Origin of the sequence: Rhodococcus spongiicola (assembly GCF_004011835.1) — a bacterium.
GTDB classification, from domain to species: domain Bacteria; phylum Actinomycetota; class Actinomycetes; order Mycobacteriales; family Mycobacteriaceae; genus Prescottella; species Prescottella spongiicola.
The window spans coordinates 534,146-561,038 of the sequence record NZ_RKLN01000003.1 but is presented as its reverse complement, the minus strand read 5'-3'; the positions used below and the strand labels follow the sequence as shown (position 1 = coordinate 561,038).

30 protein-coding genes and 1 pseudogene are annotated in these 26,893 nt (G+C 66.6%); 22 read left to right on the top strand and 9 right to left on the bottom strand.

Annotated features, from left to right (window positions below; all coding sequences use genetic code 11):
- Positions 1–113 precede the first annotated feature (113 nt).
- From pgsA to EF834_RS10635, 7 genes are all read left to right on the top strand, one after another.
- Positions 114–806 carry a CDP-diacylglycerol--glycerol-3-phosphate 3-phosphatidyltransferase gene (pgsA, locus tag EF834_RS10665; protein WP_127947160.1) on the top strand — a complete coding sequence of 231 codons (693 nt, stop codon included), beginning with the start codon at positions 114–116 and terminating at the stop codon, positions 804–806.
- The gene (locus EF834_RS10660; RefSeq protein WP_127947159.1) at positions 803–1,291 is read left to right on the top strand and encodes a CinA family protein; all 489 of its coding nucleotides are present in this window, start codon (positions 803–805) and stop codon (positions 1,289–1,291) included. The genes pgsA and EF834_RS10660 overlap by 4 nt, the downstream gene beginning before the upstream one ends.
- A 71-nt stretch (positions 1,292–1,362) precedes the next feature.
- On the top strand, positions 1,363–1,731 hold the full coding sequence (locus EF834_RS10655) for a helix-turn-helix domain-containing protein (RefSeq protein ID WP_127947158.1): 369 nt from the start codon (positions 1,363–1,365) through the stop codon (positions 1,729–1,731).
- A 207-nt stretch (positions 1,732–1,938) separates the two neighbouring features.
- Positions 1,939–2,760 carry a PspA/IM30 family protein gene (locus tag EF834_RS10650; protein ID WP_127947157.1) on the top strand — a complete coding sequence of 274 codons (822 nt, stop codon included), beginning with the start codon at positions 1,939–1,941 and terminating at the stop codon, positions 2,758–2,760.
- 145 nt (positions 2,761–2,905) lie between these two features.
- Positions 2,906–3,670, top strand: a complete 765-nt coding sequence (gene pspM, locus EF834_RS10645) for a phage shock envelope stress response protein PspM (RefSeq protein WP_127947352.1) — start codon at positions 2,906–2,908, stop codon at positions 3,668–3,670.
- A 175-nt stretch (positions 3,671–3,845) separates the two neighbouring features.
- A complete protein-coding gene (locus EF834_RS10640; RefSeq protein WP_127947156.1) occupies positions 3,846–4,031 on the top strand; it encodes a hypothetical protein in 186 nt (61 codons plus the stop codon).
- 226 nt (positions 4,032–4,257) lie between these two features.
- Positions 4,258–4,971: a PIG-L deacetylase family protein gene (locus EF834_RS10635; protein ID WP_127947155.1), complete on the top strand. Its 714-nt coding sequence runs from the start codon at positions 4,258–4,260 to the stop codon at positions 4,969–4,971.
- Between the two features lie 3 nt (positions 4,972–4,974).
- On the opposite strand, the gene EF834_RS10630 is transcribed toward EF834_RS10635, so the two are convergent.
- Positions 4,975–5,898, bottom strand: coding sequence for a diacylglycerol kinase (locus EF834_RS10630; RefSeq protein ID WP_127947154.1), 924 nt, complete (start codon positions 5,896–5,898; stop codon positions 4,975–4,977).
- Positions 5,895–7,526, bottom strand: a complete 1,632-nt coding sequence (locus tag EF834_RS10625; protein WP_127947153.1) for an FAD-binding oxidoreductase — start codon at positions 7,524–7,526, stop codon at positions 5,895–5,897. Before EF834_RS10625 ends, EF834_RS10630 begins: the two co-directional genes overlap by 4 nt.
- Positions 7,527–7,546: 20 nt before the next feature.
- Here EF834_RS10625 and EF834_RS10620 point away from each other — a divergent pair, with 20 nt between their 5' ends.
- From EF834_RS10620 to EF834_RS10600, 5 genes are all read left to right on the top strand, one after another.
- Positions 7,547–8,155, top strand: coding sequence for a TetR/AcrR family transcriptional regulator (locus EF834_RS10620; RefSeq protein WP_127947152.1), 609 nt, complete (start codon positions 7,547–7,549; stop codon positions 8,153–8,155).
- A gap of 73 nt (positions 8,156–8,228) precedes the next feature.
- Entirely contained in the window at positions 8,229–9,740 is a 1,512-nt protein-coding gene (locus tag EF834_RS10615; RefSeq protein ID WP_127947151.1) for a glycerol-3-phosphate dehydrogenase/oxidase, read from the top strand.
- 129 nt (positions 9,741–9,869) lie between these two features.
- A complete protein-coding gene (locus EF834_RS10610; RefSeq protein WP_127947150.1) occupies positions 9,870–10,853 on the top strand; it encodes an LLM class F420-dependent oxidoreductase in 984 nt (327 codons plus the stop codon).
- Between the two features lie 60 nt (positions 10,854–10,913).
- Entirely contained in the window at positions 10,914–12,062 is a 1,149-nt protein-coding gene (locus tag EF834_RS10605) for a glycosyltransferase (protein WP_127947149.1), read from the top strand.
- Positions 12,063–12,124: 62 nt separating this feature from the next.
- Positions 12,125–12,319 carry a DUF3046 domain-containing protein gene (locus EF834_RS10600; RefSeq protein ID WP_127947148.1) on the top strand — a complete coding sequence of 65 codons (195 nt, stop codon included), beginning with the start codon at positions 12,125–12,127 and terminating at the stop codon, positions 12,317–12,319.
- 29 nt (positions 12,320–12,348) lie between these two features.
- Here the strand turns inward: EF834_RS10600 and EF834_RS10595 are convergent, their stop codons facing one another.
- Positions 12,349–12,690, bottom strand: coding sequence for a hypothetical protein (locus EF834_RS10595; protein ID WP_127947147.1), 342 nt, complete (start codon positions 12,688–12,690; stop codon positions 12,349–12,351).
- Positions 12,691–12,785: 95 nt separating this feature from the next.
- On the opposite strand from EF834_RS10595, the gene EF834_RS10590 reads away from it, so the two are divergent.
- From EF834_RS10590 to recX, 3 genes are all read left to right on the top strand, one after another.
- Positions 12,786–13,415, top strand: a complete 630-nt coding sequence (locus EF834_RS10590) for a class I SAM-dependent methyltransferase (protein WP_127947146.1) — start codon at positions 12,786–12,788, stop codon at positions 13,413–13,415.
- 207 nt (positions 13,416–13,622) lie between these two features.
- Positions 13,623–14,660, top strand: coding sequence for a recombinase RecA (gene recA, locus EF834_RS10585; RefSeq protein WP_127947145.1), 1,038 nt, complete (start codon positions 13,623–13,625; stop codon positions 14,658–14,660).
- Between the two features lie 3 nt (positions 14,661–14,663).
- Positions 14,664–15,233, top strand: a complete 570-nt coding sequence (gene recX, locus EF834_RS10580) for a recombination regulator RecX (RefSeq protein WP_127947144.1) — start codon at positions 14,664–14,666, stop codon at positions 15,231–15,233.
- A gap of 62 nt (positions 15,234–15,295) precedes the next feature.
- Here the strand turns inward: recX and EF834_RS10575 are convergent, their stop codons facing one another.
- Positions 15,296–15,994 (bottom strand): helix-turn-helix transcriptional regulator, encoded by a 699-nt coding sequence (locus EF834_RS10575; RefSeq protein WP_127947143.1) that lies wholly within the window; start codon positions 15,992–15,994, stop codon positions 15,296–15,298.
- A gap of 73 nt (positions 15,995–16,067) precedes the next feature.
- Here EF834_RS10575 and EF834_RS10570 point away from each other — a divergent pair, with 73 nt between their 5' ends.
- Both EF834_RS10570 and EF834_RS18300 read left to right on the top strand, forming a co-directional pair.
- On the top strand, positions 16,068–16,871 hold the full coding sequence (locus EF834_RS10570; protein WP_127947142.1) for an alpha/beta fold hydrolase: 804 nt from the start codon (positions 16,068–16,070) through the stop codon (positions 16,869–16,871).
- Positions 16,754–17,156, top strand: a pseudogene (locus EF834_RS18300) (IS481 family transposase); the annotation flags it as partial. The gene EF834_RS10570 and the pseudogene EF834_RS18300, both read left to right, overlap by 118 nt.
- On the opposite strand, the gene EF834_RS10560 reads toward EF834_RS18300, so the two are convergent.
- The 4 genes from EF834_RS10560 to EF834_RS10545 form a co-directional block, all read right to left on the bottom strand.
- Positions 17,151–18,077 (bottom strand): amino acid ABC transporter permease, encoded by a 927-nt coding sequence (locus EF834_RS10560; protein WP_127947141.1) that lies wholly within the window; start codon positions 18,075–18,077, stop codon positions 17,151–17,153. The pseudogene EF834_RS18300 and the gene EF834_RS10560 overlap by 6 nt on opposite strands.
- Positions 18,074–18,757: an amino acid ABC transporter permease gene (locus tag EF834_RS10555; RefSeq protein ID WP_127947140.1), complete on the bottom strand. Its 684-nt coding sequence runs from the start codon at positions 18,755–18,757 to the stop codon at positions 18,074–18,076. The genes EF834_RS10560 and EF834_RS10555 overlap by 4 nt, the downstream gene beginning before the upstream one ends.
- Before the next feature lie 16 nt (positions 18,758–18,773).
- On the bottom strand, positions 18,774–19,610 hold the full coding sequence (locus EF834_RS10550; protein WP_127947139.1) for a glutamate ABC transporter substrate-binding protein: 837 nt from the start codon (positions 19,608–19,610) through the stop codon (positions 18,774–18,776).
- A gap of 67 nt (positions 19,611–19,677) precedes the next feature.
- Positions 19,678–20,406, bottom strand: a complete 729-nt coding sequence (locus EF834_RS10545) for an amino acid ABC transporter ATP-binding protein (protein ID WP_164874120.1) — start codon at positions 20,404–20,406, stop codon at positions 19,678–19,680.
- A gap of 215 nt (positions 20,407–20,621) precedes the next feature.
- Between EF834_RS10545 and miaB the strand changes: the two genes are divergently transcribed.
- Complete coding sequence (gene miaB, locus EF834_RS10540; protein ID WP_127947351.1) at positions 20,622–22,133, top strand: tRNA (N6-isopentenyl adenosine(37)-C2)-methylthiotransferase MiaB; 1,512 nt, start codon at positions 20,622–20,624, stop codon at positions 22,131–22,133.
- Positions 22,121–22,717, top strand: coding sequence for an Rv2732c family membrane protein (locus tag EF834_RS10535; RefSeq protein ID WP_408014494.1), 597 nt, complete (start codon positions 22,121–22,123; stop codon positions 22,715–22,717). The genes miaB and EF834_RS10535 overlap by 13 nt, the downstream gene beginning before the upstream one ends.
- Before the next feature lie 83 nt (positions 22,718–22,800).
- On the opposite strand, the gene EF834_RS10530 is transcribed toward EF834_RS10535, so the two are convergent.
- Positions 22,801–24,156, bottom strand: a complete 1,356-nt coding sequence (locus EF834_RS10530) for a DUF349 domain-containing protein (RefSeq protein ID WP_127947136.1) — start codon at positions 24,154–24,156, stop codon at positions 22,801–22,803.
- A gap of 170 nt (positions 24,157–24,326) precedes the next feature.
- On the opposite strand from EF834_RS10530, the gene EF834_RS10525 reads away from it, so the two are divergent.
- Genes EF834_RS10525 through dapF form a run of 3 tightly spaced genes read left to right on the top strand, consistent with a single transcriptional unit; the run spans position 24,327 to position 26,883 of the window.
- Positions 24,327–25,067, top strand: a complete 741-nt coding sequence (locus EF834_RS10525; protein WP_127947135.1) for a class III extradiol ring-cleavage dioxygenase family protein — start codon at positions 24,327–24,329, stop codon at positions 25,065–25,067.
- Complete coding sequence (gene miaA, locus EF834_RS10520; RefSeq protein ID WP_206615252.1) at positions 25,064–25,975, top strand: tRNA (adenosine(37)-N6)-dimethylallyltransferase MiaA; 912 nt, start codon at positions 25,064–25,066, stop codon at positions 25,973–25,975. The genes EF834_RS10525 and miaA overlap by 4 nt, the downstream gene beginning before the upstream one ends.
- Positions 25,976–26,013: 38 nt before the next feature.
- Positions 26,014–26,883, top strand: coding sequence for a diaminopimelate epimerase (gene dapF / locus EF834_RS10515; protein ID WP_127947133.1), 870 nt, complete (start codon positions 26,014–26,016; stop codon positions 26,881–26,883).
- Positions 26,884–26,893: the final 10 nt, after the last annotated feature.

Sequence of the window (26,893 nt, the reverse complement as noted above, 5' to 3'; positions counted from 1 at the left end):
ACAGTAGTCACCGACGGAACCGATATTGTGAGTAGCGTGCCGCCCCGATCCGACGCCCGCGACCGCTTCTCGTCCGCTGGCGTGCCCGGGCGAACCGCCGGATCGGTTCTGTCATGAACACGCCGCGCCGCGAAGTGGCCGCCGCCGACGCTCTTCCCGCCGACGGCGTGCCGGCACACACCCCGGTTCCCCTGCTCAACATCGCGAACGTCCTGACGGTTCTGCGCATCGTGCTGGTGCCGGTGTTCCTCGTCGCGCTGTTCGCGGATGGAGGTCATTCGACCTTTTGGCGGATCACGGCCGCGTCGATTTTCGCGCTGGCCGCGATCACCGATCGCATCGATGGGCAGCTGGCCCGGAAACATGGTCTGGTCACCGACTTCGGGAAGATGGCTGACCCGATCGCTGACAAGGCGCTCATCGGCGCCGCGTTGGTTGGCCTGTCGATCCTCGGGGACCTGTCGTGGTGGGTGACCGGCGTCATCGCGGCGCGCGAACTCGGTATCACGTTGGTGCGCTTCGCGGTCCTGCGGCACGGTGTGATCCCCGCGGGCCGCGGAGGCAAGCTCAAGACTCTCGTCCAGACACTCGCCATCGGGCTGTATCTGATTCCGCTGCCGGATGGATTCGCACCGGTCAGCGCGACGCTGATGGGGCTGGCGGTCATCCTGACGGTCGCGACCGGGCTCGACTATCTGATTCAGGCAATACGGCTGCGGGCCGGTGTCGGACACACGGGCGTCGGACACACGGGCGCCGGAAACGCGGGCGCCGGAAACACGAGCGCCGGAAACACGGACGCATGACCGATCCGCTGACGGTGGCGGTGCCCGTCCGTGAACTCGTCGAAGCCCTGATTCGTCGCGGCGAGACGATTGCGACGGCGGAGTCCGTGACGGCGGGCCTGCTCGCCGCGACTCTGGCCGGTGTCCCCGGGGCGAGCAACGTGTTGCGTGGCGGGCTCGTCGTCTACGCCACCGACCTCAAGAGCACGCTTGCCGGTGTCGATGCCGAGGTGCTGGCGGAGGATGGGCCGGTCGCTCCTCGAACTGCGGCGCAGCTTGCGGAGGGCGCGGCGCGGCGTTGCTCAGCGGATTGGGGTGTCGGTGTCACGGGCGTGGCCGGCCCTGACCCGCAGGACGAGCACTCGCCCGGCACCGTCTTCCTGGGGGTCTCGGGACCGGGTGGAACCGAGGTCTCGGAGCTCGACATCAGCGGAGATCGGTGGGAAGTGCGACTCGCTTGTGTCCACGCGGCGGTGTCCGGTTTGCTCGAACGTTTGGCGCGATAGAGTTTGGGAACCAATCACTTGCGCTCATGCGTTTGAAACACAAGCGGGGTATCGGACAGAGGAGGAGCGAGATGGCGCTGCTATTGCGTGAGGCAATCGGTGACAGTCTTCGGCGCACACGCGTTTCGCAGAGCCGAACCCTGCGTGAGGTGTCGAACAGTGCGCGGGTGAGCCTGGGCTACCTATCCGAGATCGAGCGGGGGCGCAAAGAAGCATCGAGCGAGTTGCTGGCGGCGATCTGCGAGGCGCTCGACGTCCCGCTGTCCGAGGTGCTGGTCGATGTGAGCGAGACGATGGCTGTCGGCGCGGCTCCGGCCATCGGCGAGCGTGGCAAGGAGCGGAAGAACGTCACCACGGATGCCGCAGTCAGCGGGCGTATCGCGCAGGAGACCAGGGTCGTCATCCCGGCGCCTTCGACACAGGCGCTCGCCGCGGCGTAGGCGATGTCGGTGTTCCACCCCGGCTGGTGTCGCCGGTCCGCATAAGCAGATAGATTCGAAGTGAAGATCACGGGGCGTCGAAGCGGTGTCCAAGCTGAGGCAACCGTGAACGGATGAGTAAGTAGGGACAGAACCGAGTTCGATGCGCGACGGTCGCGCATCTGGTCGCGCGACGCGCGGCTCAGCAGATGGAGGCAGGATCACCCAATGGCTAATCCTTTCGTCAAGGGATGGAAGTACCTGATGGCGCTCTTCAATTCCAAGATCGATGAGAAGGCCGACCCCAAGGTTCAGATTCAGCAGGCGATCGAGGAAGCCCAGCGTCAGCACCAGGCCCTGTCCCAGCAGGCCGCGTCGGTCATTGGCAACCAGCGTCAGCTCGAGATGAAGCTGAGTCGCCAGCTCGACGAGGTCGAGAAGCTCAACGCCAACGCCCGCCAGGCGGTCACGCTCGCAGACCAGGCCGCTACGGCCGGCGACACGGAGAAGGCGACCCAGTACACCAATGCTGCTGAGGCGTTCGCGGCTCAGCTGGTCACGGCCGAGCAGTCCGTGGAGGACCTGAAGGTGCTGCACGATCAGGCGCTGCAGGCTGCCGCGCAGGCCAAGAAGGCCGTCGAGCAGAACGCCATGACGCTGCAGGCAAAGGTTGCCGAGCGCACGAAGCTGCTGAGCCAGCTCGAGCAGGCGAAGATGCAGGAGCGTGTCTCCGATTCGCTGCGTTCGATGGACACAACGCTTGCCGCGCCGGGCAACACACCCAGCCTCGACGCGGTCCGAGAGAAGATCGAGCAGCGCTATGCCACCGCACTCGGTGCTGCGGAGCTGGCGGGCAACTCTGTGCAGGGCCGCATGATGGAGGTCCAGCAGGCGAGCGTTCAGATGGCCGGTCACAGCCGCCTCGAACAGATCCGCGCCTCGATGAAGGGCGACGCCCTGCCGTCCGGGGACAGCGCGGCTGCCCCCGCCAAGCCTGCTGCAGCTCCACAGCAGCCGACGTCGTCCAACGGCGAGACATCCGCGCAGTAGGTAAGGCGCACAGTAGGCAAGGTCCGGCGAACACGGAGACGGTTCGATGAGTGGCACGAGAGGCGGTCGGCCCGGGAAGAATTCCCGGCCGACCGGCTCCGTCTTCGGGGACGGGACCGGGTTCGCCGCGAGTGCGGCGTCGGCGCTGGATACCGCGCAGTCGGTTTTTCGCGATGTCGGCGGTACCGTCGCCGACACGATGCGCCGTTGGACCGACCCTCGCGAACGCATGCTCCGCAAGCGCCGACGCGCCCGCAAGCACGCAGCCAGGTTCGGAATCGCGTCCGGGGCGAGCGCCGTCGCAACCGCGTCACTCGCGGCCGCGTCAGCTCCCGACTGGACGATGGTCGCGACCGGTGGCGCCGCGGCTCTGTTCGCTATTCCGGCGGTGGCAGCGGTTGGGGCCTACCGTCGCCTCACCGCGATCCCATTGCCGCCCGCGGCGCCGTCTCGACAGCCATTGCCGCCGGTTGGTTCGGCATCTCGCGGGCCGATGGAGCGGCTTGCGCACTCCGAGAGCAGTCTCCACCAGCTGCTGGGTGTTCTCAGCCGGTCGGCGAATGTGGACGCCGCGGAGCTTGATCGCACGGCCGAGACGGCGCGTTCGGCTTCTACCGCACTGCGCGCGGTTGCCGCCGACGTCGTGGCGATGGAGAGCGCCGGCCGTGGGACGGCTGCCGCAGCGACGCATCTCGAACGATCGATTCAAGCTGCGATCGGCCAGCTCGGCGACGGCGTCGCCCAGTACGAGGGCCTCGTCACCGCAGCGGCGAGGATGACGGAGTCGTCGCAGTCGTCGCAGGCGCTGTCCGATCAGCAGCAGGAGGACCTGCAGTCGGCGTCCGACCGGCTCCTAGGCTGGGCCCAGGCGCTCGGCGAGGTGAACGAGATCGATCGTCGATTCCGCTGAGATTCGGTAGCGGTGCTGCGCGATCGCGGTCAGCGGCACGGTGAGAGGCTCAGGGTGAACCCCCATCTTTCCCTGATTTTGCCAGTGAGCTGGTGATTTGCTGTCCGTCGCATGCCACGATCGAGGTGTCGGCGGTCGGTAGGATCGGCGGTGAGCACCCAAACAGGAGGACATCGTGTTCTGGAAGATTGTCGGCATCGTGGCGCTGGTCTGGATCGCGCTCTGGCTGATCGGGATCCTGGTGAAGGGGTTGTTCTGGATCCTCGTGGTGAGCGCGATCGTCTTCGGCCTGTACATGCTGTTCAAGGCCAAGTCGGGTAGTTCGCACAGCTCGCGCGGCAGGGACAAGACCAGGTTCTAGCGGGAGATGCCGGGTCGTTAGATGCCGGGCGCCAGATGCTGCAGAGCGTCGGTTGACGCTCGTCGGAGCAGGAACTCGAGGGTGATGGTCGAATGCCAACTTGGCTTCGACCATCACCCTCAGTGTCCTGAGGTCGGCTCGATCCCGTCCTGGCGGCGCTGCCCTGCTGGATCGATGTCCGAGTGTCGGCCCCCGAGAAGGCGGTCCGTAGGGGCATGCTGATGTCATGGAGTCGATCCCCGAGGACTGGCAGCGAGGGCTGGTGATCGCCGCCCACCCCGACGACATCGAGTACGGTTCCGCCGCCGCTGTGGCCCGATGGACCGGTCAGGGCAAGGACATTCGGTACGTCCTGGTCACGAGTGGCGAGGCAGGGATCGAGGGCCTACACCCCCGGCATTGCGGGCCGCTTCGCGAGACCGAGGAGCGTCGCTCCGCCGCCGCCGTCGGGGTGTCGAAGGTCGAGTTTCTCGGCTACCCCGATGGCCGAATCGAACACGGGCCCGACCTGCGGCGGGATCTCGCGCGCGTGATCCGGCTGCACCGGCCGGAGATGATCGTCACGATGAACCATCGTGAGACGTGGGGTCCGGGCTTCCTCAACAGCGCCGATCACCGGGCCGTCGGGCTCGCAGTGCTCGACGCCGTCGCCGACGCTGCAAACGAGTGGATCTTCGCCGAACTCACGGAGCCGCCATGGACGGGTGTGCGGTGGGTTGCGGTCAACGTGCTGATGGGCCTCACACATGCCGTCGACGTCACTGCGACGGTCGAACGGGCCGTCGAGTCCCTGTGTGAGCACAGTGCGTATCTCGAGGCGCTCAGCGACGAACCCGTCCTGGACCAGGCGGCCCGGCAGATCGAGATGTCCACCGGGCCCAAGCCTGGGTTCGACGCTGAGCGAGCCGTCGGCTTCGAGTTGTACGTCTTCGGCGGCTGACCGCTATTGCAGCGGTTCGCTGACGATGACCCGTCCCGCCCCGGGCACGGCCTCGACTTCGATCGGAAGTTGCCCCACGAACTCGCCGTCGGCGTATGACGTGACGGGCGCGTCGCGGACGGAGTGGACGGAGCGACCCGGAATTGACGCTTCCAATCGGAGTTTGCGGGTGCGGTAGGTCTGCACCTCATCGAGCTCGACGTGCGTGCCCTTGTACACCGTGGGGAACAGGCGCACGAGTTTGAACCGTCCGTGCGATCCCACGACGGTGATGTCGAGCAGACCGTCGTCGAGCTTGGCGTTCGGGGTGATGAGCATCCCTCCGCCGTACGAGGTGCCGTTGCCGACCGTCACCATCGTCGCGTCGACTTCGATCGTGCGGTCGTCGAGGGTGATCCGGTACGGGATCGGCTTCAGCTGAGCCAATTCGACCAACATCGCGATGTAGTAGCGCAGCGGCCCCTGCGGCCATCCCATCCGATTGGCTCGGTCGGTGGCCAGGGCGTCGAACCCGCTCGACAAGACGGTGCCGAACCAGCGTTCTCCGGCTCGGGCCAGGTCGATGGTGGCGATCTGGCCGTCGACCACGATGTCGGCGGCCGCGACCGGGTCGCCCACCGGGATGTGGAACAGCCGGGCGTGGTCATTGCCGGTGCCGCCGGGAATGATGCCGAGCGGGGTCCCGGTCTCTGCCAGCGCCTGCCACGCAATGCTGACCAATCCGTCGCCGCCGGCGACGACAAGCGCGTCGGTGCCGGCGGCGACGGCCTTGCGGGCCAACTCCAGGGCCTCCTCGGCGTCGCGGCCCTCGATCTCGGTGACCGTGACGCCGCGCTCCCGCAGGCGAGCGATGGCGGCGGCAGCAGCGGCGGGCGCGCTCCCGCCGCCTGCGGTGGGATTGGTGAGGACAGAAACCGACTTCGTCATGGGATCAGCTTGCCAGGGTTGAGGATTCCGGAGGGGTCGATTGCGTCCTTGACTGCGCGCAGGACCCGTGCGCCGAGTTCACCCACCTCGCTCTCCATCCATGGACGGTGGTCGCGGCCGACGGCGTGGTGATGGGTGATAGTGCCACCCGCGGCGACGATCGCATCTCCCGCGGCGCGCTTGGCAGCCATCCACTGCGACAGCGGGTCGGCGGCCTGGGCGCACGCAACGGTGAAGTACAGCGAGGCACCCGTCGGGTAGGTGTGCGAGATGTGGCACATCACGATCGCCGGAGTGCCCTGGGCGGTAAGCGATTCGGTCAGCGCAGTCGTGACGGAACTCTTGAGGTTCGCGAGATTCGACCAGGTCGTCGCGGTTTCGAGGGTTTCGACGATCGCACCGGCGTTCAGCAGGGCGTCGCGAAGGTACGGAGCATCGTAGCGGCCGTGCTCCCAAGCCTCGGCAGGTGCCTCACCCAGAGCGCTACCCCCGGCAGCGGCGAGCAGAGCGATTACCTCGTTGTAGCGGGCCTGGGCGTGCGCGTCGGTGCCTTCGAACGTCGTGATCGCCAGGCATCCGGATGCCGCCGGGCTGTCGCCGCCGATGTTGCCGGCGAGGGCGAGGTTGAGGCCGGTCTCGGCCTCGTCCGACAGACGCATCACCGTCGGCGCCGAACCGGACTGTGCCGCCGCTCGCAGCGCCGCGGCGCCGGTCTCGAAGTCGGGGAAGGACCACGCCTGGTACAGAGTGCGCTCCGGGACCGGGTGCACCCGCACACCGACCTCGGTGATGATTCCGAGTGTGCCCTCGGAACCGACGAACAGCTCACGCAGATCCGGTCCGGCTGCCGACGCGGGACCGCGACCGAGATCGATTGTGCCCGAAGGTGTCGCGACTCGAAGGGACTCGACCATGTCGTCGAAGCGACCGTAGCCTGCCGAGGCCTGTCCCGACGACCGGGTGGCTGCGAAGCCTCCGATGGTCGCGAACTGGAAGCTCTGCGGGAAGTGTCCGAGGGAGAGTCCGTGCTCGCCCAGTAGTTGCTCGGCCTGCGGGCCTGTTGCTCCCGCCTGAAGGGTTGCGATACCCGACACCGGGTCGAGGCTGACGAGGGCATTGAGTCGGCGCAGGTCGATTGCGACGACGGATCCGAAACGGCCCCGCGTCGGATCCACGCCGCCGACGACGCTGGTGCCGCCACCGAAGGGCACCACGGCGATGCCTTCGGCCGCACACAATTGCAGCAGTGCCTGCACCTCGTCATGCGTGCCGGGCAGCAGCACAGCATCGGGTGCATCCTGCTCTCCGGTCGACCTGCGGCGCAGCAGGTCCGGGGTACTCTTGCCGCCGGCGTGACGCAGTCGCGTCGCGGCGTCGGTGCGGACATTGTCGGCGCCGAGGAGGTCCTCGAGCGAACCGATGAGCGAGGTGCCCAGCGTGCTCTCACGCAGGGTCGTGTTGGCTTCGGTGGGCGGCGCGGACTGCTCTTCCGACACACCCAGGGCTTGTTGGAGTAGCGACTTGATTTGCGGTGACAGCTCACGGCGGGACTCGCCGACGCCCCAGGCGTCCCACTCCATGGTGGGCGCCTCGATGGCGGGGAACTCAGGGACGAATGCTTCGGACATGCGTTACAGTGTTACATACGATGTCTAGTTGTAACGAGGGTTCCGATCAGTCTACCGTCGATGACCTCATCCTCGACGCGGCACGCTCGTGCGTGCTGGACTTCGGCCTCCGTCGCACGACGCTCGCGGAGGTTGCCCGTCGCGCCGGTGTGAGCCGGCCAACCGTCTACCGTCGCTGGCCGGACACCCGCGCTGTGGTCGCCGACCTGTTGACCCGGGAGATCCACGTCGTGATCCCTGGCATTGTCGGTGATGAGCCTGCGCGCATCCAGTTGGTGCGGGCGGTGGTCGAGGTCGCGACCGGGATGCGGGAGCATCCGCTGTACATGAAGATTCTGCGATCGGATCCGGATCTGATAATGACCTATGTCATCGAGCGGCTCGGGACGAGCCAGCGCGAGATCGTCGAGCGGGTGTCACTTGCGGTAGCGGCGGGACAGGTCGATGGCTCGATCCGCGTCGGTGATCCCGCCCACATCGCGGCGATGGTCCTGCTGATCGCACAGTCCACGGTCCAATCAGCCGGGATGGTGGCAGAAGTGCTGCCGGCGGACGAACTCAGCGCCGAGCTGCAAATCGCCATCGACTCGTATCTCGCTCCCGAACTCGCACCGAGCCTGGCGCAGTGACAATCGACCCCGCCGACGATTCAACCCGCTGACGATCAATTCCACTGACGATCAACCCCATTCAGGAGGAACAGTGCACGACAATTCGCAGTCGGCGCTCAACGCGGACCGGCGCCGCCGGGAGCTTTCGGAACTCGGCGACCACGCTTCCGTAGACGTTCTCGTGATTGGTGGCGGTATCACCGGCGTCGGGACCGCGCTCGACGCCGCGTCACGCGGGCTGCGCACGGTCCTGGTCGACAAGCACGACCTCGCGTTCGGCACCAGTCGCTGGAGTTCCAAGCTGGCCCACGGTGGTCTGCGCTACCTCGCGACCGGCAACGTCGGGATCGCCAGGGAGAGCGCCGTCGAACGTGGCATTCTCATGACTCGCACCGCCCCGCATCTCGTGCGCGCCATGCCGCAGTTGGTGCCGTTGTTGCCCTCGGTCGGCTTCTTCGAGAAAACACTGGTCCGGGTTGGATTCCTGGCCGGTGACGCACTGCGGATCACGGCCGGGACCCCATCGTCGGTGCTGCCACGGTCGCGGCGTGTCGGTGCCGCCAGAGCGGAACAACTCGCGCCCGCGGTCCGACGGGAGGGGTTGCGCGGCGGCCTGCTCGCGTACGACGGACAGCTCATCGACGATGCCCGGCTCGTTGTCACCCTCGCCCGAACTGCCGCGGCGCACGGGGCGACGGTGCTGACCCGCGTCGGCGCGTACGACGTGACCGGCGATTCGGCCACGCTGCGCGACGAACTGACCGGGGAGGAGATGACGATCCGAGCCCGCTCGGTGGTGAACGCGAGCGGCGTATGGGCGGGGCAGGTCGATCCCGACATCCGCCTCAAGCCGAGTCGCGGAACCCACCTGGTGCTCCCGGCGGAGTTGCTCGGCAATCCCACTGCGGCGCTGACGGTTCCGATCCCGGGAGAGATGAACCGATTCGTGTTCATGCTGCCGTCCCAGCTCGGACGGGTCTACCTGGGACTGACCGACGAGGCCGTCGACGGCGCGATCCCGGATGTACCGGTTGCGTCGGACGATGAGATCGACTTCCTGCTCGACACCGTCAACACCGCGCTCGCGACCCCGGTCACGCGATCCGATGTGCTCGGCACGTTCGCCGGCCTTCGTCCGCTCCTCGACACCGGCGGCGGCAAGACGGCCGACCTGTCCCGGAACCATGCCGTGCTGCGCTCGTCGAATGGCGTCATCAGCGTCGTCGGCGGCAAGCTCACCACCTACCGCAAGATGGCGGAGGACGCCGTCGACGCCGCCGTCAAGGCGGGCGGACTGACCGCGCGTTCGTGCGTGACGACCGACCTGCCCGCGGTCGGCGCAGCGCGGACCCCGTCGCAGGACTTGCCGCCGTCACTGGTCGCGCGGTATGGCGCCGAGGCCGGTGCCGTCGCCGCCGCGGGCGAACTGGCCCCGATCGCAGACGGTATCGACGTCACCCACGCCGAGTTGGCGTTCGCGGTGAGCCACGAGGGTGCGATCGACGTCGACGACATTCTCGACCGACGCACCCGTATCGGACTGGTCCCCGCTGACCGGGAGCAGGCGCTGCCGGCCGCTGAGCGTGCGTTCGAAGGAGTATGAGCTCGATCACCTGTGCGTGACGATCCCGGCGGTGGGCGATGACGATTGGCCCACCGTCGGGTAACGCGATGGGAAACGGGACGAGTTCCGTCGTGTGGGAATCCAGCTGCGGGCGTAGCGTCGGTTCACGTGAGTATTCGACTGGGGTATCAGATTCCGAACTTCAGCTACTCGGCGCCCGTACGCGACCTTTTTCCGACCGTCATCGCACAAGCTCGTGAGGCGGAAGCGGCCGGGTTCGACGCGGTGTCGGTGATGGATCACTTCTATCAACTGCCGGGCCTCGGGAGGCCGGACGAGCCGATGCTCGAGGCGTACACCGCGCTCGCGGGAATCGCCACGGCGACCGAGTCGATCCAGTTGTCCGCACTCGTCACCGGCAACACCTACCGGAACCCGGCGTTGCTCGCCAAGGCGGTGTCCACGCTCGACGTCGTCAGCGATGGCCGCGCCGTTCTGGGTATCGGTGCCGGGTGGTTCGAGCTCGAGCATGAACAGATGGGTTTCGAGTTCGGCAGCTTCACCGACCGGTTCGCACGGCTAGCCGAGGCGCTGCAGATCATCGCTCCGATGCTGCACGGCGAGCGCCCCACGTTCGACGGCAAGTGGTACCACGTCGAGGACGTGATCAACGAACCGCGCATCCGCGACGACCTGCCGATCTTGCTCGGTGGTAGCGGCGAGAAGAAGACCTTCGCGCTGGCGGCCCGCTATGCCGACCACATGAATGTCGTCTCGAACGCGGCCGAACTGCCGCGCAAGCTCGAGGCGCTGGCGCAGCGATGCGAGGAAGCCGGACGTGACCGCTCCACGCTCGAGACGAGCTTCCTGGCGTTCGTCTTCATCGACGAGGACGGCGACAAGGCCCGTGAAATGCACCACGAGTTCCTGCTGGCGCGCGGTATCGACCTGTCGTTGCTGTCTGCGGCCGAACGCACCCTGTCGACCGACCGGCACTTCGTCGGGACCCCCGACGACGTCGCCGATCAGGTCAAGACGCGAGTGCTCGACGCAGGAATCGACGGGCTCTTCATCAATCTCGCCGCCAACGGGCATCAGCCCGGAATCGTCGAGCTCGCCGGACACACTCTCGGACCACTTGTGCACGGGTGAGCGTTCGGTGCCCCGACGGCACGGAACTGACGGGCCGCGGGGGTATGGCACGCTGAGTGGATGCGCGTAGCTGTCGTCGCCGGACCCGAGGCCGGGCATGCCGTGCCGGCCCTTGGGCTGTGCCGGAAATTTGTTGCTGCGGGCGATGATCCGGTATTCGTCTCCGATGGCCGGTGGCTCGACGTCGCCCGCGACATCGGGGTCGAGGCACGTAAGCTCGGTGGCCTCGCACCCCGCGATTTCGACGACGACTCCGATTCCGGAGCAAAGCTCCACAGCCGGGCTGCGCATGTCTCGACGGCGCTGCTGCCCGACCTGCGCGATGTCGCTCCCGATCTGGTGGTCTCCGATGTCATCACCGTCGGGGGCGGGATGGCGGCCGAGCGGTTGGACATTCCGTGGGTGGAACTGTCACCGCACCCGCTGTACTTGCCGTCGAAGGGGTTGCCGCCCATCGGGTCCGGGCTTGCCGCGGGTACCGGGGTACGCGGACGGATTCGTGACGCGATGCTGCGCGCCGCCACCGCACCGCATATCCGGAAGGGGCGCGCGCAGCGGAGCGAGGCACGTCTGAGCGTCGGTCTGCCCGCGAAGGACCCGGGACCGGCGGCCCGCATGATCGCGACGCTGCCTGCGGTCGAGGTGCCGCGCCCGGACTGGCCGTCGAATGCCCACCTCGTCGGCCCGCTCGTGTGGGAGCCGTCGGAGAACGTGCTCGAACCCCCGCCCGGGGACGGGCCTCTCGTCGTCCTCGCGCCGTCGACGGCTTCGACGGGGGCCGGCGGCATGCTCGACACCGCGATCCAGGCGCTCGACGGCCTCGGCGTGCGGATGCTCGTCACACTGTTCGAGACCCCTGAGACCGACCTGCCCGACTGGGTTCGCGCCGGTTACGGCCGCCAGGACGAGATGCTGCGTCACGCGTCCGCTCTGGTCTGCGGTGCCGGGCACGGCGTCCTCGCCAAGGCCCTCCTGGCCGGGGTGCCCCTCGTGACGGTGCCCGGCGGCGGGGACCAGTGGGAGGTCGCCAACCGTATCGCCCGACAGGGCAGTGGCGTCCTGATCCGGCCACTGAGCGTCGACGGTCTCCGGGACGCCGTGCGCCGTGTGCTCGATGACCCGGCGCACAGTGCTGCAGCCCGGGATGCTGCGGCCGGGATCGCCGACGTCGAGGACCCGGTCGCGGTCTGCCGCGCCGTTCTCGCCTGAGTGTTGCCCTGAGTGTTGCCGCAGCGGGCGGTCGGCCCCGCGGTTCCGCTAACGTGACGGGTGTGCGACTGACCCAGTTCCATGACCTCGTCCGAGAAGAGTTCGGGCAGGTTCGCGGCGACTCCCTCCTCGTCGACCACGTGATTCCCGCATTGGGCGGCAAGACCGCAGCGGACGCGATCGAGGACGGCATCGACCCGCGCATCGTCTGGCGCGCTCTGTGCGACGAGTACGACGTGCCGCCGCAGCGGCGCTAGCGGGGCTCGGTGCGTTCTCGTAGGAACCTCTAACCCTCTTGTCCGGTGCCGATCGCCGGAGTCTTCGGCGGTTCCCAGGTTTGGATCTGAGCCAGTTGTCGGCGCAACGTGCGTTGAGGCGTCGAACGTAGTAGGAGGTTCCTGAGCTTGCGGGTGGTACGGCCGCGAACCTGGGAGAGCTGTCCCATCGTTCGGGAGCGCTGTGCGATCAGCTGAGCACGTGGAATCGAGTTGATGAATCCGACGCCATGGTCTTCCAGCAGGTTGTTCTCGACCTGGCGCCGGGTGCCGGCGGCAGTGGGGGAGTCGGCGGCAGTCGAGGGGTCATCGAGAGCTACCTGCGTGGCATCCTCAGTTCTGAGCGTTGTCATTGCTGGGCGTCATCCCGCCCGGTGTCCCTGTGCTGCGTCAAGAAGTCGTCCGGGTCTTCTGCTCGTTCTGGTCTGCTCGCAGGGATAATCCGACGGTGACTCAACCTGGGTATGACGCTGTGGCAGATCTCTATTCGGAGGCGCTTCCGACTCCATACCAAACCCCGCTCGAGCGTCACGTCGTCGGTGCCTTCGCAGACCTTGTACTGGAACGCCCGCTCGAGGGCATCGTGCTGGATGTCGGGTGCGGGCTCGGACACGTCACCGCGGACCTCGCAGGGAGGGGACTGGACGTCGTCGGCATCGATCCCAGTCGAGAGATGCTAGGGATCGCCCGGCGCAACTACCCCGAGCTGCGGTTTGTCCACGACGATGCCCAGCTCGAGTCCACCGATCTCGGCGGACAAGGCGTTGCGGCGGTCGTGGCGAGATTCAGCCTGATTCACCTGCCGCCATCGGATGTCCCGAACGTCCTGGCGGGTTGGGCCGCCAGGATGGCCCCTGGCGCACTCGTAGCGGTCGCCGGCCAGACCACCGACACCGTGGGCGAGGTTTCCGAATTCGATCACGCTGTTGCACAGGCGTGGCGCTGGCACCCCGACCGCCTCTCCGAGGCACTCTCGGAGGCAGGTTTCGAAGAAGTGTGGCGGACGATCAGCCGTCCCGACGCCCAACACAGGTTCCCCGAAGTCCATCTCGTGGCCCGTCGCCGGTACCAGGTCTGACACGGCTGGGTCCGACACGGCGAACCTAATTGACTCGAACACGTGTTCGCCTATACTGGGTCTACCCGTTGTCATACCGGCGTTCCGGGCGGGCACGACAAGTTCGGATCAGACAAGTTTGGATCATTCGGGTCGACGAAGTTGTCGGTGCCGGGCTCTAACCTGAACCTCAGATTGCTGGATGAGACTTCCAAAAGGGGGACCACGATGGCACCACAGGCGTACGACCGTGATAAGGCGCTCGAACTTGCCCTGGCCCAGATCGACAAGAGCTTCGGCAAGGGCTCGGTGATGCGGCTCGGTGAGGAGGCTCGTCAACCCGTTGCTGTGATCCCCACCGGATCCATCTCGCTGGACGTGGCGCTGGGCATTGGTGGTCTCCCGCGCGGGCGCATCGTCGAGATCTACGGTCCGGAGTCCTCGGGCAAGACGACGGTCGCCCTCCACGCGGTCGCGAATGCTCAGGCTGCCGGCGGTGTCGCGGCCTTCATCGACGCCGAGCACGCGCTCGATCCGGAGTACGCGCGCAAGCTGGGTGTCGACACCGACGCGCTGCTGGTCGCACAGCCAGACACCGGCGAGCAGGCCCTCGAGATCGCCGACATGCTGATTCGCTCCGGCGCACTCGACGTCATCGTGGTCGACTCTGTCGCCGCGCTCGTGCCCCGCGCCGAGATCGAGGGCGAGATGGGCGACAGCCACGTCGGTCTGCAGGCACGACTGATGAGTCAGGCGCTGCGCAAGATGACGGGTGCGCTCAACAACTCGGGCACCACCGCGATCTTCATCAACCAGCTGCGCGAGAAGATCGGCGTGATGTTCGGTTCACCCGAGACCACGACCGGTGGCAAGGCGCTGAAGTTCTACTCCTCGGTCCGTCTCGACGTCCGCCGAATCGAGACCCTCAAGGACGGTACCGATGCGGTCGGCAACCGCACCCGCGTCAAGGTCGTGAAGAACAAGGTGTCGCCGCCGTTCAAGCAGGCCGAGTTCGACATCCTCTACGGCCAGGGCATCAGCAAGGAAGGCTCGCTGATCGACATGGGCGTGGAGCACGGGTTCATCCGCAAGTCCGGTTCCTGGTACACCTACGAGGGCGATCAGCTCGGCCAGGGCAAGGAGAACGCCCGCAAGTTCCTGATCGAGAACGCGGACATCCGGGACGAGATCGAGAAGAAGATCAAGGAGAAGCTCGGTATCGGTGCGGCACTGACCGACGAGGCCGTCGAACCGGTCGAGTTCTAGCCCATGAGCCGCGGGCGGAGAGTCGGACCAAACGGCGAGTCGTTCGAACTGCAGGGCTCACCCGAAACCCTCGAAGCGCGGGCCAAGGATGTGTGCCTGCGGCTGTTGACCGATCGCGCTCGCAGCCGTGCCGAACTCGAACAGGCGCTCGCGCGGAAGGGCTATCCCGAGGCGGTCGTCGGCCGGGTCCTCGACCGGCTCACGGGGGCGGGTCTCGTCGACGACGCCGCGTTCGCCGAGCAGTGGGTGCACTCGCGGCACACCTACTCAGGACGCGGTCGTCGCGCGTTGGCGACGGAACTGCGCCGTAAGGGAATCGACCAGCAGATCTCCGCCGAGGCGCTGTCGCACATCAGTGCTGACGACGAGCGCGAGCGGGCAGCGGAACTGGTCCGCAAGAAGCTCGCCCGGACCACCTCTGACGACCTCGCCGACCGCAACGAGCTCGAACGGTTGATGCGCCGTCTCGTCGGCATGCTGGCGCGGCGGGGATATCCGTCGTCCATGTCGTTCGCGGTGGTGAAGGAAGAATTGGGGGACCTCGGCTGCAGTGTCGAACCCGGACCGGCATGACGGTGTGGGCGGACGCAGCAGGGCTCGCTAGCTGTACTGACCCGAGACGTTGATTGATCGCCTCACTCACCTCGGCTCTGCACGGACCTTGCCGTCGCGGGGGGAGTGCCAACCTCCTGAACACTGTGGCCACCACAGGGAATCTTGGTCACGCTGGCGTGCTCGATTCGCGTCACGAGGAACCACCGGATATCGCTGCGTAACCGACACCAGCCGATCAGGTACCAGCGGCCGTTTGTGGATGCGAACATGATCGGCTCGACGTCACGGGTCGTCTCGCTGTCGTCACGCGAGATGTAACGGATACGCACGACGCGTTGCTCGGCCATCGCTTCTTCGAGTGCCGATCTGACCGCGCGAACGGAAGACGATGGTGTGTCCACCCAAACGCGACTCGCGAGCTCGTCGGCTTTCGTTCGGGTCCTGGGGTCGAGGACGTCCAGGATCTTCCGAACGCCAGCGGAGGCCAGGTCTGCATAAGGGGCGTCGGACGCAGCTGAGACGGCCGCAAGTAGCGCCACCGCCTGCGCGGGGCTCAGGCTGACCGGCGGGAGGCTCGCCCGAGCGGCTAGACCGTAGCCGCCGCCAGGCCCGGGGCGCGACCAGATCGGCACACCGCTGTTCTCGAGGGCGGTGAGATCTCTCTTGACTGTCCGCACCGACACGCCGAACTCCGCCGCCAGGCGCTCAGCAGTGCATCCACGGGAACCAGCCCGGCGCAGCATCTCGGACAGTGCGTGGAGCCGCTCCGCCCGCTTCATTTCTGGGCCCCAGCGAAAATCATGTCAGAAATGGTGACACACTCTTGTCCAAGGGGCATGTGAGCATCGCAGCATGACGACCAACACGAGCGAACCAACCATCATCCTGATCGCTGGCCACTGGCTGGGGGCGTGGGCGTGGGACGAGGTGGTGGAACACCTGACCGCTGCCGGCCGGCGAGCCATCCCAATGACTCTTCCCGGCCTGGATGAGGGCGACCGCGAACGAGCGTTCAGGACACTCGACGACCAGGTAGCGGCGATCGAAAAGGCCGCCGCTACCGAAGAGCAGGCGGTGGTCATCGTGGCGCACAGCGGAGCCAACGCCCCGGTAAGCCTTGTGCTCGATCAGCACCCCGAGCTCGTCCGCCGTGTGGTCTGGGTTGACAGCGGGCCGGTAGCGCCCGGAAGCGTCTTCGCTCCAGACATGCCGGACGATCTAGACGAGCTGCCCCTGCCACCCTTCGACGCGCTCGAGGAGCAGGCCAGCCTTGAAGGCTTGAGCAGTCACGTTCTCGAGCGCTTCCGGGCACGGGCCGTCCCGGAGCCCGGTTCCGTGCTTCGCCAGCCAGTGGAACTCACCAACGATGCACGTCTGAAGATCCCGACCACGGTGGTGTGCTGCTCGATCCCGAGCGCGCAGCTGATGGAGCTGGCCAACGCCGGTCACCCAATGTTCGCCGAGGTCGCGAACCTTCAGCACCTTGACCTCATCGATCTCCCGACTGGCCACTGGCCCATGTGGAGCCGCTCCGACGACCTCGCACAACTCATCGCCGCCGAAGCAACCGGCTCAGTCACGTCGACCGCGCTACCGGTGAGCCCGTGCGCCGCTACGAGTACCCGGGCCCAGGCTCGCTCGTCCATCTCGACGTAAAGAAACCGGGAACATCCCCGACGGCGGAGGCCGGCGCTACGTCGGCCGCCGCCAGGGAGGCAAGAACCGCGCAGCCACATCGGGCAAAGTCCAACCACCGCGGACCGAAGATGGGTCATGCCTTAGTCCACACCGTGATCGATGACTATTTCCGCGTCGCCTATGGGCGCCTACCGCTCCCATCTGTGGCGGGATACCTGCACCGCTCTTGGTATCGAGCCGAAGCGAACACGCCCGTATCGGCCCCAAACGAACGGCAAGATCGAGCGCTCGTGTCGATCAACGCGGCGGCGGTTGCTGCTGCATGACATCGCTGAAGTCGTCGACGCCCGGCGCGCCGTCGAGTTCTGTGGTGTCGATCGGGACCATCTCCGGCCGCCGGCCCCTCTTGCTTCCGGTACGCAGTCGCTTCTCGAGCCAGGTCGCGAACCATGCAAGCCCGAAGTTGATGGCAATCATGATCACCCCGACCACGACCAGTGCGGCGAAGAAGTTGCGGTAGTACGACGCTGCCTGCTGGCCACTGCGGATAAGTTCTATGTATCCGATCTGGTAACCGAGCGCCGAGTCCTTGAGCGCGACAACCATCTGTGAGACCAGGGCCGGCAGCATCGCGGTGATTGCCTGCGGCAGCAGGACTATCCGCATCATCTGACTCTTGCGCAAGCCGAGGGCGACAGCCGCCTCGGTCTGGCCCCTGGGCAACGACAGGATTCCGGCCCGCAGGATCTCTGCCATCACCGAACCGTTGTACAGCGTCAAGCCCACCACGACCGCGGCCAGAGCCAACTGGCTCGACGGGAAGACACCGTACTGCGCGAACGCCTGGTAGGCGAAGATCATCAGGATCAGCACGGGGATCGCGCGGAAGAACTCGACGAACGAGCCGCTGATCCAGCGTACGGATCGGTGAACCGAGAGCCGTCCGATGCCGAGGATCGCGCCGAGGATGAGTGCGAACACAATAGACAGGGCGGCCGCGAGCAGTGTTCCCCGCAAGCCGGGCAGCAGGTATGTAGACCAGGTCAAGTGGTCCAGGAACGGCGACCACTTTTCCGCTTCGAGTTGACCGTTGTCGGCCAGCACTTTGAGCACGTACAGCGCGACCACGACCAGGGTGACGCCGAAGACGATCGCGATCAGTCGGTTTCGGACTCGGGCTCGGGCACCAGGGATGTCGAAGAGAACGCTGGCCTGCTGAGTCATCGCTTCACCGCCAATCGCTTGCCGAGGTAGCCGAACAGGAACCCGATCGGCAAGGTCAGGACCATGAACCCGATGGCGAAGATCCCGAAGACGAGGAACAGCCTGTCGGCCTCGTTCTCGATCATCGTCTTCATGAGGAGCGACGCCTCGGCCACGCCGATTGCCGAAGCGATCGTCGTGTTCTTCGTCAGAGCGATGAGCACACTGCCCAGCGGGGCGATGACCGCGCGGAATGCCTGAGGCAGCACGATCATGCGGATGCTCTGGGTGAAGGACAGACCCAGCGAGCGTGCCGCCTCGGCCTGACCGAGGGGGACGGTGTTGATCCCCGATCGCAGCGACTCGCACACGAATGCCGAGGTGTAGAGGATGAATCCGAGTACCGCGAGCCGGAAGTTGTTGTTGTCGATGAACGTCGGGGAGTCTTCGGGTGCGAAGTGGACGCCGAGGTTCTGGTAGAGGCCGATCGAGCAGAACACCACGATCAGCGTCAGCGGCGTGTTCCGAAAGATATTGACGTACCAGCTCGCGAAGACTCGCAGGATCGGTACTGGAGAGACCCGCATGGCCGCCAGGATGGTGCCCCAGATCAGGGCGCCGACCGCGGACCAGAAGGTGAGCTGCACTGTCGTCCAGAAGGCGCTGACGAGCTGGTCACCGTAGGTGTCGAGCAGTCCCATGTCGCCTTCCTCCGCGTCAGTACCGGTAGACCGTCGGGGACGGCGGCAGCGCGTACCCGGACGCGCCGACCGCCTCCTCGAGTGCTCGCTGCCATGCTCCTGTCGCCACCATGTCCTCGATCGCGTCGTTGATCTTCTCGCGGGCGGCGGTATCGCCCTTGGGGAGGCCGATGCCGTACAGCTCGGTGGTGAACGGTTCGCCGGCGAGCTTGAACTCACCGGGGTACTGGGACGCATAGCCGGCCAGGATGATGTCGTCGGTGGTCAGCGCGTCGACCTTGCCGCGGTACAGCGCTTCCACGCATGACGAGTAGCTGTCGAACTCCTGCAGCTGTACGCCCGGGTACGACCGCTTGATCTCCTGTGCCGGCGTCGAACCGGACACCGAGCAGAGCTTCTTCCCGTCCTGCAGTGACTCGGCGCCGGTGATCGAGTCGTCATCGGCGCGGACGAGCAATGACTGGCCGGCGATGAAGTACGGCCCGGCGAAGTCGACGACCCTCTTGCGGCTGTCGGTGATCGAGTACGTGCCCGCTATGAAGTCGACCTCGCCGTTCCTGATCAGGTTTTCTCGCTGCCCCGACGGTGATTCACGCCAGGTGATCCCGCTCTCGGGGACCCCTAGGTAGTTCGCGACGTACCTGGCAACCGCGACGTCGAAGCCGGTCATCGTCCTGTCCGGTTCGCGCAGTCCCAGCCCGGGCTGGTCGTACTTGGTGCCGATCGTGAGGTGACCTGCCGCGGCATCGGCCAGGACATCCCGAGGTTCGCTGCTGCCGCACGCGGCCGCGGTGAGCGCGACGGTCGTCAGCGCGGCGACGGCCCCCAGCAGACGGGGGAATCGGGTTCGCATGCGGATCACCTTCTTTCTTTCATCCCAGTTCAGTGGCCGTCGATTTTGTCGGTGGCCGTGGATCTTGTCAGTGGCCGAGGATCTTGGCGAGGAAGTCCTTGGCGCGGTCGGACGTCGGTGCGGTGAAGAAGGTCTCCGGATCGGTGTCCTCGAGGATCGAGCCGTCGGCCATGAAGATGATTCGGTCGGCGGCCTTGCGGGCGAAGCCCATCTCGTGGGTCACGACGATCATCGTCATGCCCTCCTTGGCAAGATTCACCATGACGTCGAGTACCTCGTTGACCATTTCGGGGTCGAGCGCGGAGGTCGGCTCGTCGAACAGCATGACCTTCGGGTCCATCGCGAGGGACCGCGCGATCGCCACACGCTGCTGCTGTCCGCCCGACAGCTGGGCCGGATACTTCTCAGCCTGCTCTCGGATACCGACGCGCTCGAGGAGCGCGAGTGCGCGTTCCTTGGCCTTCGTCCTGTCGATCCTGCGGACCTTGACCGGCGCGAGCATCACGTTCTCGAGGACGGTCTTGTGCGCGAAGAGATTGAAGCTCTGGAAGACCATGCCGACATCGGAGCGCAACCGGGCGAGCGCCCGGCCCTCTGCTGGTACGGGCACGCCATCGATCGCGATGGTGCCCTCGTCGACGGGCTCGAGTCGGTTGATCGTCCGGCAGAGCGTCGACTTGCCGGAGCCAGACGGGCCAAGCATCACAACGACCTGGCCTGTGGCGATCTCCAGATCGATGTCGCGCAGAACGTGCAAGTCGCCGAAGTGCTTGTTGACCCGCTTCATCGAGATCATCGACCGGGCCCCGGCGATTGTTCCGGTTATCTCACCCTGCGTCATAACAGCCAACCATATATGCACCATATAGGTGTGAGACAGGATCTTGGCCGGTCCAAATTAAGACAATCTTGAACGATCCAGTTCCGGTCCGTGGTCGGGCCGTGGTCGGGCCGAGTGTTGTGGCTGGAACTGACGGTTTTGCGTCGGGCCGTACCCTTGGATTCGTGGAGATGAACGACCAGAACGCCGGACGCAGTTACGAGGTCCGCACGTATGGCTGTCAAATGAACGTGCACGACTCCGAGCGGTTGTCGGGCCTGCTCGAGGATGCCGGTTACAACAGGGCGGCACCGGGGGAGCAGGCGGACCTGGTGGTCTTCAATACCTGCGCCGTGCGCGAGAACGCGGACAACAAGCTGTACGGCAATCTCAGCCATCTCGCTCCGGTGAAGGAGCAGCGGCCGGGGATGCAAATCGCGGTCGGTGGGTGCCTCGCCCAGAAGGACCGCGACACCGTTGTGAAGAGGGCACCGTGGGTGGATGTCGTGTTCGGAACCCACAACCTCGGCTCGCTCCCCGCGCTGCTCGAACGCGCCCGGCACAACAAGAGCGCTGAGGTGGAGATTCTCGAATCGCTCGAGGCCTTCCCGTCGACGCTGCCCGCCAAGCGCGAGTCCGCTTACGCGGGGTGGGTATCGATCTCCGTCGGCTGCAACAACACGTGCACGTTTTGCATCGTGCCCTCCCTGCGCGGCAAGGAGGTCGACCGTCGGCCCGGCGACATTCTCGCCGAGGTTCAGGCTCTGGTGAACGAGGGCGTTCTGGAGGTGACCCTGCTGGGCCAGAACGTCAACTCCTACGGCGTCTCGTTCGCGGACCCCGGTCAGCCGCGCGACCGCGGCGCCTTCGCGAAACTCCTGCGTGCATGCGGCGGGATCGAGGGACTCGAGCGGGTCCGATTCACCTCCCCGCATCCGGCGGAGTTCACCGACGATGTGATCGAGGCGATGGCGACCACTCCGAACGTGTGCCCACAACTGCACATGCCGCTGCAGTCCGGTTCGGATCGCGTCCTCAAGGCGATGCGTCGGTCGTACCGGAGCGCCAAGTTCCTCGGGATCATCGAGAAGGTCCGCGCCGCGATGCCGCACGCCGCCATCACGACCGACATAATTGTCGGCTTCCCCGGCGAGACGGAGGAGGACTTTCAGGCCACGCTCGAGGTGGTCCGGCAGGCGCGGTTCACGAGCGCTTTCACCTTCCAGTACTCCAAGCGTCCCGGGACGCCCGCCGCGGAGATGGAGGATCAGATCCCGAAGGCGGTTGTACAGGAACGATACAACCGTCTCATCGCACTCCAGGAGAAGATCACCCTCGAGGAGAACAGCAAGCTCGTCGGCGCCGAGGTCGAGTTGCTGGTGACCACCGGTGACGGCCGCAAGGACGCCGAGACCGCGCGTATGAGCGGCCGGGCTCGTGACGGACGCCTGGTCCACTTCCGGCCTGAGGGCAACCTCGACGGTGACTTGCGCCCCGGTGATGTCATCACGGTGGTCGTGACCGACGCTGCCCCGCACCACCTTGTCGCAGACGATCCGATCGTCACTCATCGACGCACTCGTGCCGGAGATTCGTTCGAGCGAGGGGTCACCCCCAAGACCCCGCCGATCGGTGTCGGATTGGGACTGCCCCAGGTGGGCGTCCCTGCACCGATGCCCGTACAGATGGGATGCAACGCATGACCGACAGGGGCGACTTCGCCGACGATGGGAACACTCCGGACCCTATGCGCGAGTACGAGAAGGACTTCGAGGCCGCGGAGAAGAAGATCGCCGGCGAGATCGACCCGGGGATGCGGGCGGTCGTGGTCGCGGTGTGCGTGCTGCTACTGCTGCTCTCGTTCACGCTGCCGCACGCCGGATCGGCGAACGGCTGGGAGGTTCTCGTAAACGCGGACGCGGCGGTCGACGAGCACATCAAGCTGCCGTCGCGGATCTTCGTGTGGCTCGCGGTCGTGTTCGGCGGTGTCTTCTCGATTCTGGCGCTGGTGACCCGGCGTTGGGTGCTCGCGTGGATCGCGCTGGCCGGGACGGCGGTGTCCGCGGTGTTCGGGATGCTGGCGATCTGGTCCCGGCAGACTCTCTTGCCCGGCGAGTACGGTGCCGGCCCGGGCATTGGTCTGGTGCTCGGTTGGATCACCGTCATCGTGCTCACGTTCCACTGGATCAGGGTGGTGTGGAGCAGGACCGCGATGCAGCTTGCAGCAGAGGAGGATCGGCGCCGGGCCGCCGAGGGCGAATCCGGCCGCGACGAGTGGACCGTGTGATTTCCCGACAGAAGTTGCCCCAGTGACGAGCGAGGGGTGCGACGCCGAATGGCGTCGCACCCCTCGCTCGTGAATCGGGCGACTCAGCGTTCGCCCACAGCCCCCTCTGCGGCCTCGGCCCATTCTCGCCATTGCTGGGCTTGGGCGAGTGCCTTCTCGGCGTCCTTGGTTCGGCCGGCCGCGGTCGCCTTTGCAGCCTGCTCCTCGAACTGGGCAACGCGCTCGCGGAACTGTGCGGCGCGGGCCAGCGCCTCGGGATCGGTTCGGCGCCACTCGGAGTCGGCCGCGTCACGAACGCGCTTTTCGATCGCGCGCAGCTTGCCCTCGAGGTCATGCATGCGCTCGCGGGGAACCTTTCCGATCTCGTCCCACTTCTCTTGTAGTTCACGCAGTGCCGCGCGTGCCGCATCGAGGTCCTTCTCGGGGTCGATGTTCTGCGCGCCCTTCAGTAGTTCCTCCTTGGCAAGGGCATTCTGTGTGAACTCGGCATCGCGTTCGGACGCAGCAGCGTTTCGAGCCGCAAAGAAGACGTCCTGCGCCTCCTTGAACCGTCGCCACAGGGCGTCGTCGGCCTCGCGGGGTGCGCGTCCGGCAACCTTCCACTCGGCGAGCAGGTCCCGGAATCGTGCGGCGGTCGGTCCCCAGTCGGTGGACGTGGACAACTCCTCGGCCTGGGCGATCAGTTCCTCTTTGCGGGTCTTGGCACTTGCGCGTTCGCGATCGAGTTCGGCGAAGTGGGTGCCGCGCCGCCGATTGAACGACTCCCGCGCCTTCGAAAACCGCCGCCACAAGGCGTCGTCGGTCTTCCGGTCGAGACCGCGGATCGTCTTCCACTCGTCGAGGATCTCCCGCAGCCGATCTCCCGCGACCTTCCACTGCGTGGACTCGGCGCCTATCTGCTCCGCCTCGGCGGCCAGCGCCTCCTTACGGGCGGTCTGCTCCAGGCGATTCTGCTCCCGGTCCTGCTTGGCCCGCTCCTCGGCGTGCACCGACCCCTCGATGATGGCGGTCAACCGGACGCGGAGAGAATCGATGTCGCCGATTACGGCGGCCGTCGGCAGCGACTCCGCGAGCGCCTCGGCGGCCGCCCGGGTCTTCTTGGCGTCTCCCGTTCCGGACGCGAGACGGGACTCGAGAAGTGAGACCTCGGTCGCCAGGTCGTCGTAGCGTCGACCGAAGTGTGCGAGGCCTTCGGCAGCGTCGCCCGCCTGCCACGAACCGATTTGACGTTCGCCCTCGGCCGTCTTCACCCATACGGTGCCGTCCTCGTCGACTCGGCCGAACAGACTCGGATCGCTGGCCGCGACCACAGGTTTGGCGTGGCTCGGAGCCGGACCGGGCTTGGGTGAGCTCGATCTCGTGGCACCCGGCTTGGCGCCGCCGGGCTTGGGGACACCCGGCTTCGGGGTACCCGGCTTGGGTGCGTTGCTCTCGGTCATAGCTCCTCGTCTCTGCCGCGCGTCACGGCTGCCTGATCGCATTGTCGCCTCCCGCTCGCCCCCGATCGTTAGTTCGGGGGCGAGCGGGAGCCTGCAGCGACTGCTCAAGACTATTGAAACAGGTACGACACCGATAGGGCGTGACCCCGGGTCGACTACCGTTGCTCAGTGTGTTGACCGCTGCCGCTTTCGTGCCCTCGCCGCCGCTGTTGGTGCCGCAATTGGCGGGCGACGCGGCACGGGAAACCGACCAGTTGCGTCGATCGGCTCTGGCAGTCTCGTCCCGACTGGGTGAGTCGTGTTCGGAGTGGACGGCAATCGGAGTAGCCGAATCCGGTCTGCCGTTCGTCGCCGAAGTCGGCCCCGAGTCGAGTGGCACGTTCGCCGGATTCGGCGTCGACGTGCGAGTGTCCTTGTCTCCCGACGCATCCGGCACCGACGTCGATCCGTCGATGCCCCTCGCTGCGCTCATCGCCGCGTGGTTGCGCGGTCAGGCCGCGCCCGCGTCGCAAATCCGGGTTCGACTCCTGGCCCCCGACACCCCGGCCGAGGAATGCGCCCAGCTGGGTGCGGCGCTGCGACGCGAACTCGACGCACGTCGGTCGCCGCAGGCACTGCTCGTCGTTGCCGACGGGGCGAATACCCTGACCGAGAAGGCGCCCGGTGCGTTCGACCCGCGCTCCGAGCAGGTACAGGCGTCGCTGGACACGGCCCTCGCGGAGGGAGACTGCGGCGCGCTCGACCGCCTCGACGCCGCGCTGTGCGGTTCGATCGGACTCGTCGGCCGTGCTGCTTGGCAGACGCTGTCGGCGGTGTTCGGAGGCCAGGCCGGCGGTCCGCGCAAGTCCGAGTCGCTCTACGTGGGTGCACCGTACGGTGTCGGCTACCACGTCGGGATGTGGCTGCCGTGACCGCTCCGGCCCCGGTCGCGGTCATCGGCCCCACGGCAACCGGCAAGTCGAGCCTCGCTCTCGATCTCGCGGAGCGGCTCGGCGGCGAGATCGTCAACATCGATGCGATGCAGCTCTACCGCGGGATGGACGTGGGCACCGCCAAGCTCACTCCGAAGGAGCGCCGCGGCATTCCGCACTACCAACTCGACGTGCTCGACGTGACCGAGACCGCGACCGTGGCTCGCTATCAGGAGTCGGCGTCCCGCGACGTCGAGGACATCCGAGCGCGGAGCGCGGTGCCGATCATCGTGGGCGGTTCGATGATGTACGTGCAGGCGCTGTTGGACGAGTGGGCATTTCCCGCAACCGATCCCGACGTTCGGGCGCGGTGGGAGGACGTGCTCGCCGAGGAGGGGGTTGCGGCCGTACACGCCGAACTCGCGCGTGTCGATCCGGATGCGGCGGCGACGATTCTGCCGACGGATGGGCGACGCATCGTCCGCGCACTCGAGGTCGTCGAGATCACGGGTCGTCCCTTCGCGGCCTCGGCACCGAAGATCGGCGAACCACGGTGGGGCACAGCCATCATCGGCGTTGATCGGGAGACCGCGGCGCTCGACGACCGGATCCGGCTGCGCACAGACTGGATGTTCGAGAACGGGCTTGTCGACGAGGTTCGGGGGTTGGTCGAAGTAGGCCTCCGCGAGGGTGTCACAGCCCAGCGGGCCATCGGCTACGCGCAGGTTCTGGCAATGTTCGACGGTGAATACGACATTGCGGAGGCCCGCGAGCGAACCTTCACCGGTACTCGGCGGTACGTGCGTCGCCAGCGGTCCTGGTTCCGCCGCGACCCGCGCGTGCACTGGGTCGACGGCGCCGACCCGGAGCTGGTCGACACGGCGTTGCGCCTGGTGGAGGGGCGGTGACGCACAGGAGCGCGTGATCGCCTCGCTAGAGTGGGTTCATGGAGTTCAGCAAGGGCCACGGCACCGAGAACGACTTCGTGATCCTCCCGGATCCGGACGCCGAACTTGCTCTGCCGGAGCATCGGGTTGCGATCCTGTGCGATCGTCGTCGCGGGCTCGGCGCCGATGGCGTGCTGCGGGTGGCGCGAGCCGGAGCACTGGCCGCGGTGGGCGTCTTGCGCGATCTTCCGGTCGGTGTCGGCGCGGACGACTGGTTCATGGACTATCGCAACGCCGACGGATCGATCGCTGAGATGTGCGGCAACGGCGTTCGGGTGTTCGCCCACTACCTGTGTGCGACCGGTCTCGAATTGCGAAGTGAGTTCGTCGTCGGCAGCCGGGCCGGCGGGCGTCCGGTAACCGTCCATACCGCCGACCATGTCCATGGCGATGTCACCGTCGACATGGGGCAGGTTCGGGATCTCGGTCCGTCGACCGCGACGGTCGGTGGGCGTGTGCTGGCCGGAATCGGTATCGACGTCGGAAATCCGCACCTTGCGTGCGTCGACCCGGAGATGACACCGGCTGCACTTGCGGCGCTGGATCTGACGGTCTCGCCGGGGTTCGATCCCGGATTTTTTCCCGAGGGCGTCAATATCGAGATCCTCACCGCACTCGACGGTGGATCGGTCGACATGCGTGTACATGAACGCGGCGTGGGAGAGACCCGCTCGTGCGGTACCGGAACTGTGGCGGCTGCGGTCGCCGCGTTGCGTGCGAACGGTGGCAGCGACGGCAAAGTCGAGGTGCGGGTGCCCGGCGGTTTGGTCGAGGTCACAGTCGAGGGCGACCGAGCGGCATTGCGGGGCCCGTCCGTGCTGGTGGCGGCCGGCCGCGTCGACGATCGCTGGTGGACGGAGCCGGTCTGATCGTCCCGGG

Coding starts and splice junctions, on each gene's coding strand:
- pgsA (WP_127947160.1), top strand. CDS start 114: ATGAACACGCCGCGCCGCGAAGTGGCCGCCGCCGACGCTCTTCCCGCC.
- EF834_RS10660 (WP_127947159.1), top strand. CDS start 803: ATGACCGATCCGCTGACGGTGGCGGTGCCCGTCCGTGAACTCGTCGAA.
- EF834_RS10655 (WP_127947158.1), top strand. CDS start 1,363: ATGGCGCTGCTATTGCGTGAGGCAATCGGTGACAGTCTTCGGCGCACA.
- EF834_RS10650 (WP_127947157.1), top strand. CDS start 1,939: ATGGCTAATCCTTTCGTCAAGGGATGGAAGTACCTGATGGCGCTCTTC.
- EF834_RS10635 (WP_127947155.1), top strand. CDS start 4,258: ATGGAGTCGATCCCCGAGGACTGGCAGCGAGGGCTGGTGATCGCCGCC.
- EF834_RS10630 (WP_127947154.1), bottom strand. CDS start 5,898: ATGACGAAGTCGGTTTCTGTCCTCACCAATCCCACCGCAGGCGGCGGG.
- EF834_RS10625 (WP_127947153.1), bottom strand. CDS start 7,526: ATGTCCGAAGCATTCGTCCCTGAGTTCCCCGCCATCGAGGCGCCCACC.
- EF834_RS10620 (WP_127947152.1), top strand. CDS start 7,547: ATGTCTAGTTGTAACGAGGGTTCCGATCAGTCTACCGTCGATGACCTC.
- EF834_RS10605 (WP_127947149.1), top strand. CDS start 10,914: ATGCGCGTAGCTGTCGTCGCCGGACCCGAGGCCGGGCATGCCGTGCCG.
- EF834_RS10595 (WP_127947147.1), bottom strand. CDS start 12,690: ATGACAACGCTCAGAACTGAGGATGCCACGCAGGTAGCTCTCGATGAC.
- recA (WP_127947145.1), top strand. CDS start 13,623: ATGGCACCACAGGCGTACGACCGTGATAAGGCGCTCGAACTTGCCCTG.
- recX (WP_127947144.1), top strand. CDS start 14,664: ATGAGCCGCGGGCGGAGAGTCGGACCAAACGGCGAGTCGTTCGAACTG.
- EF834_RS10575 (WP_127947143.1), bottom strand. CDS start 15,994: ATGAAGCGGGCGGAGCGGCTCCACGCACTGTCCGAGATGCTGCGCCGG.
- EF834_RS10570 (WP_127947142.1), top strand. CDS start 16,068: ATGACGACCAACACGAGCGAACCAACCATCATCCTGATCGCTGGCCAC.
- EF834_RS10560 (WP_127947141.1), bottom strand. CDS start 18,077: ATGACTCAGCAGGCCAGCGTTCTCTTCGACATCCCTGGTGCCCGAGCC.
- EF834_RS10555 (WP_127947140.1), bottom strand. CDS start 18,757: ATGGGACTGCTCGACACCTACGGTGACCAGCTCGTCAGCGCCTTCTGG.
- EF834_RS10550 (WP_127947139.1), bottom strand. CDS start 19,610: ATGCGAACCCGATTCCCCCGTCTGCTGGGGGCCGTCGCCGCGCTGACG.
- EF834_RS10545 (WP_164874120.1), bottom strand. CDS start 20,406: ATGATCTCGATGAAGCGGGTCAACAAGCACTTCGGCGACTTGCACGTT.
- miaB (WP_127947351.1), top strand. CDS start 20,622: ATGAACGACCAGAACGCCGGACGCAGTTACGAGGTCCGCACGTATGGC.
- EF834_RS10535 (WP_408014494.1), top strand. CDS start 22,121: ATGCAACGCATGACCGACAGGGGCGACTTCGCCGACGATGGGAACACT.
- EF834_RS10530 (WP_127947136.1), bottom strand. CDS start 24,156: ATGACCGAGAGCAACGCACCCAAGCCGGGTACCCCGAAGCCGGGTGTC.
- dapF (WP_127947133.1), top strand. CDS start 26,014: ATGGAGTTCAGCAAGGGCCACGGCACCGAGAACGACTTCGTGATCCTC.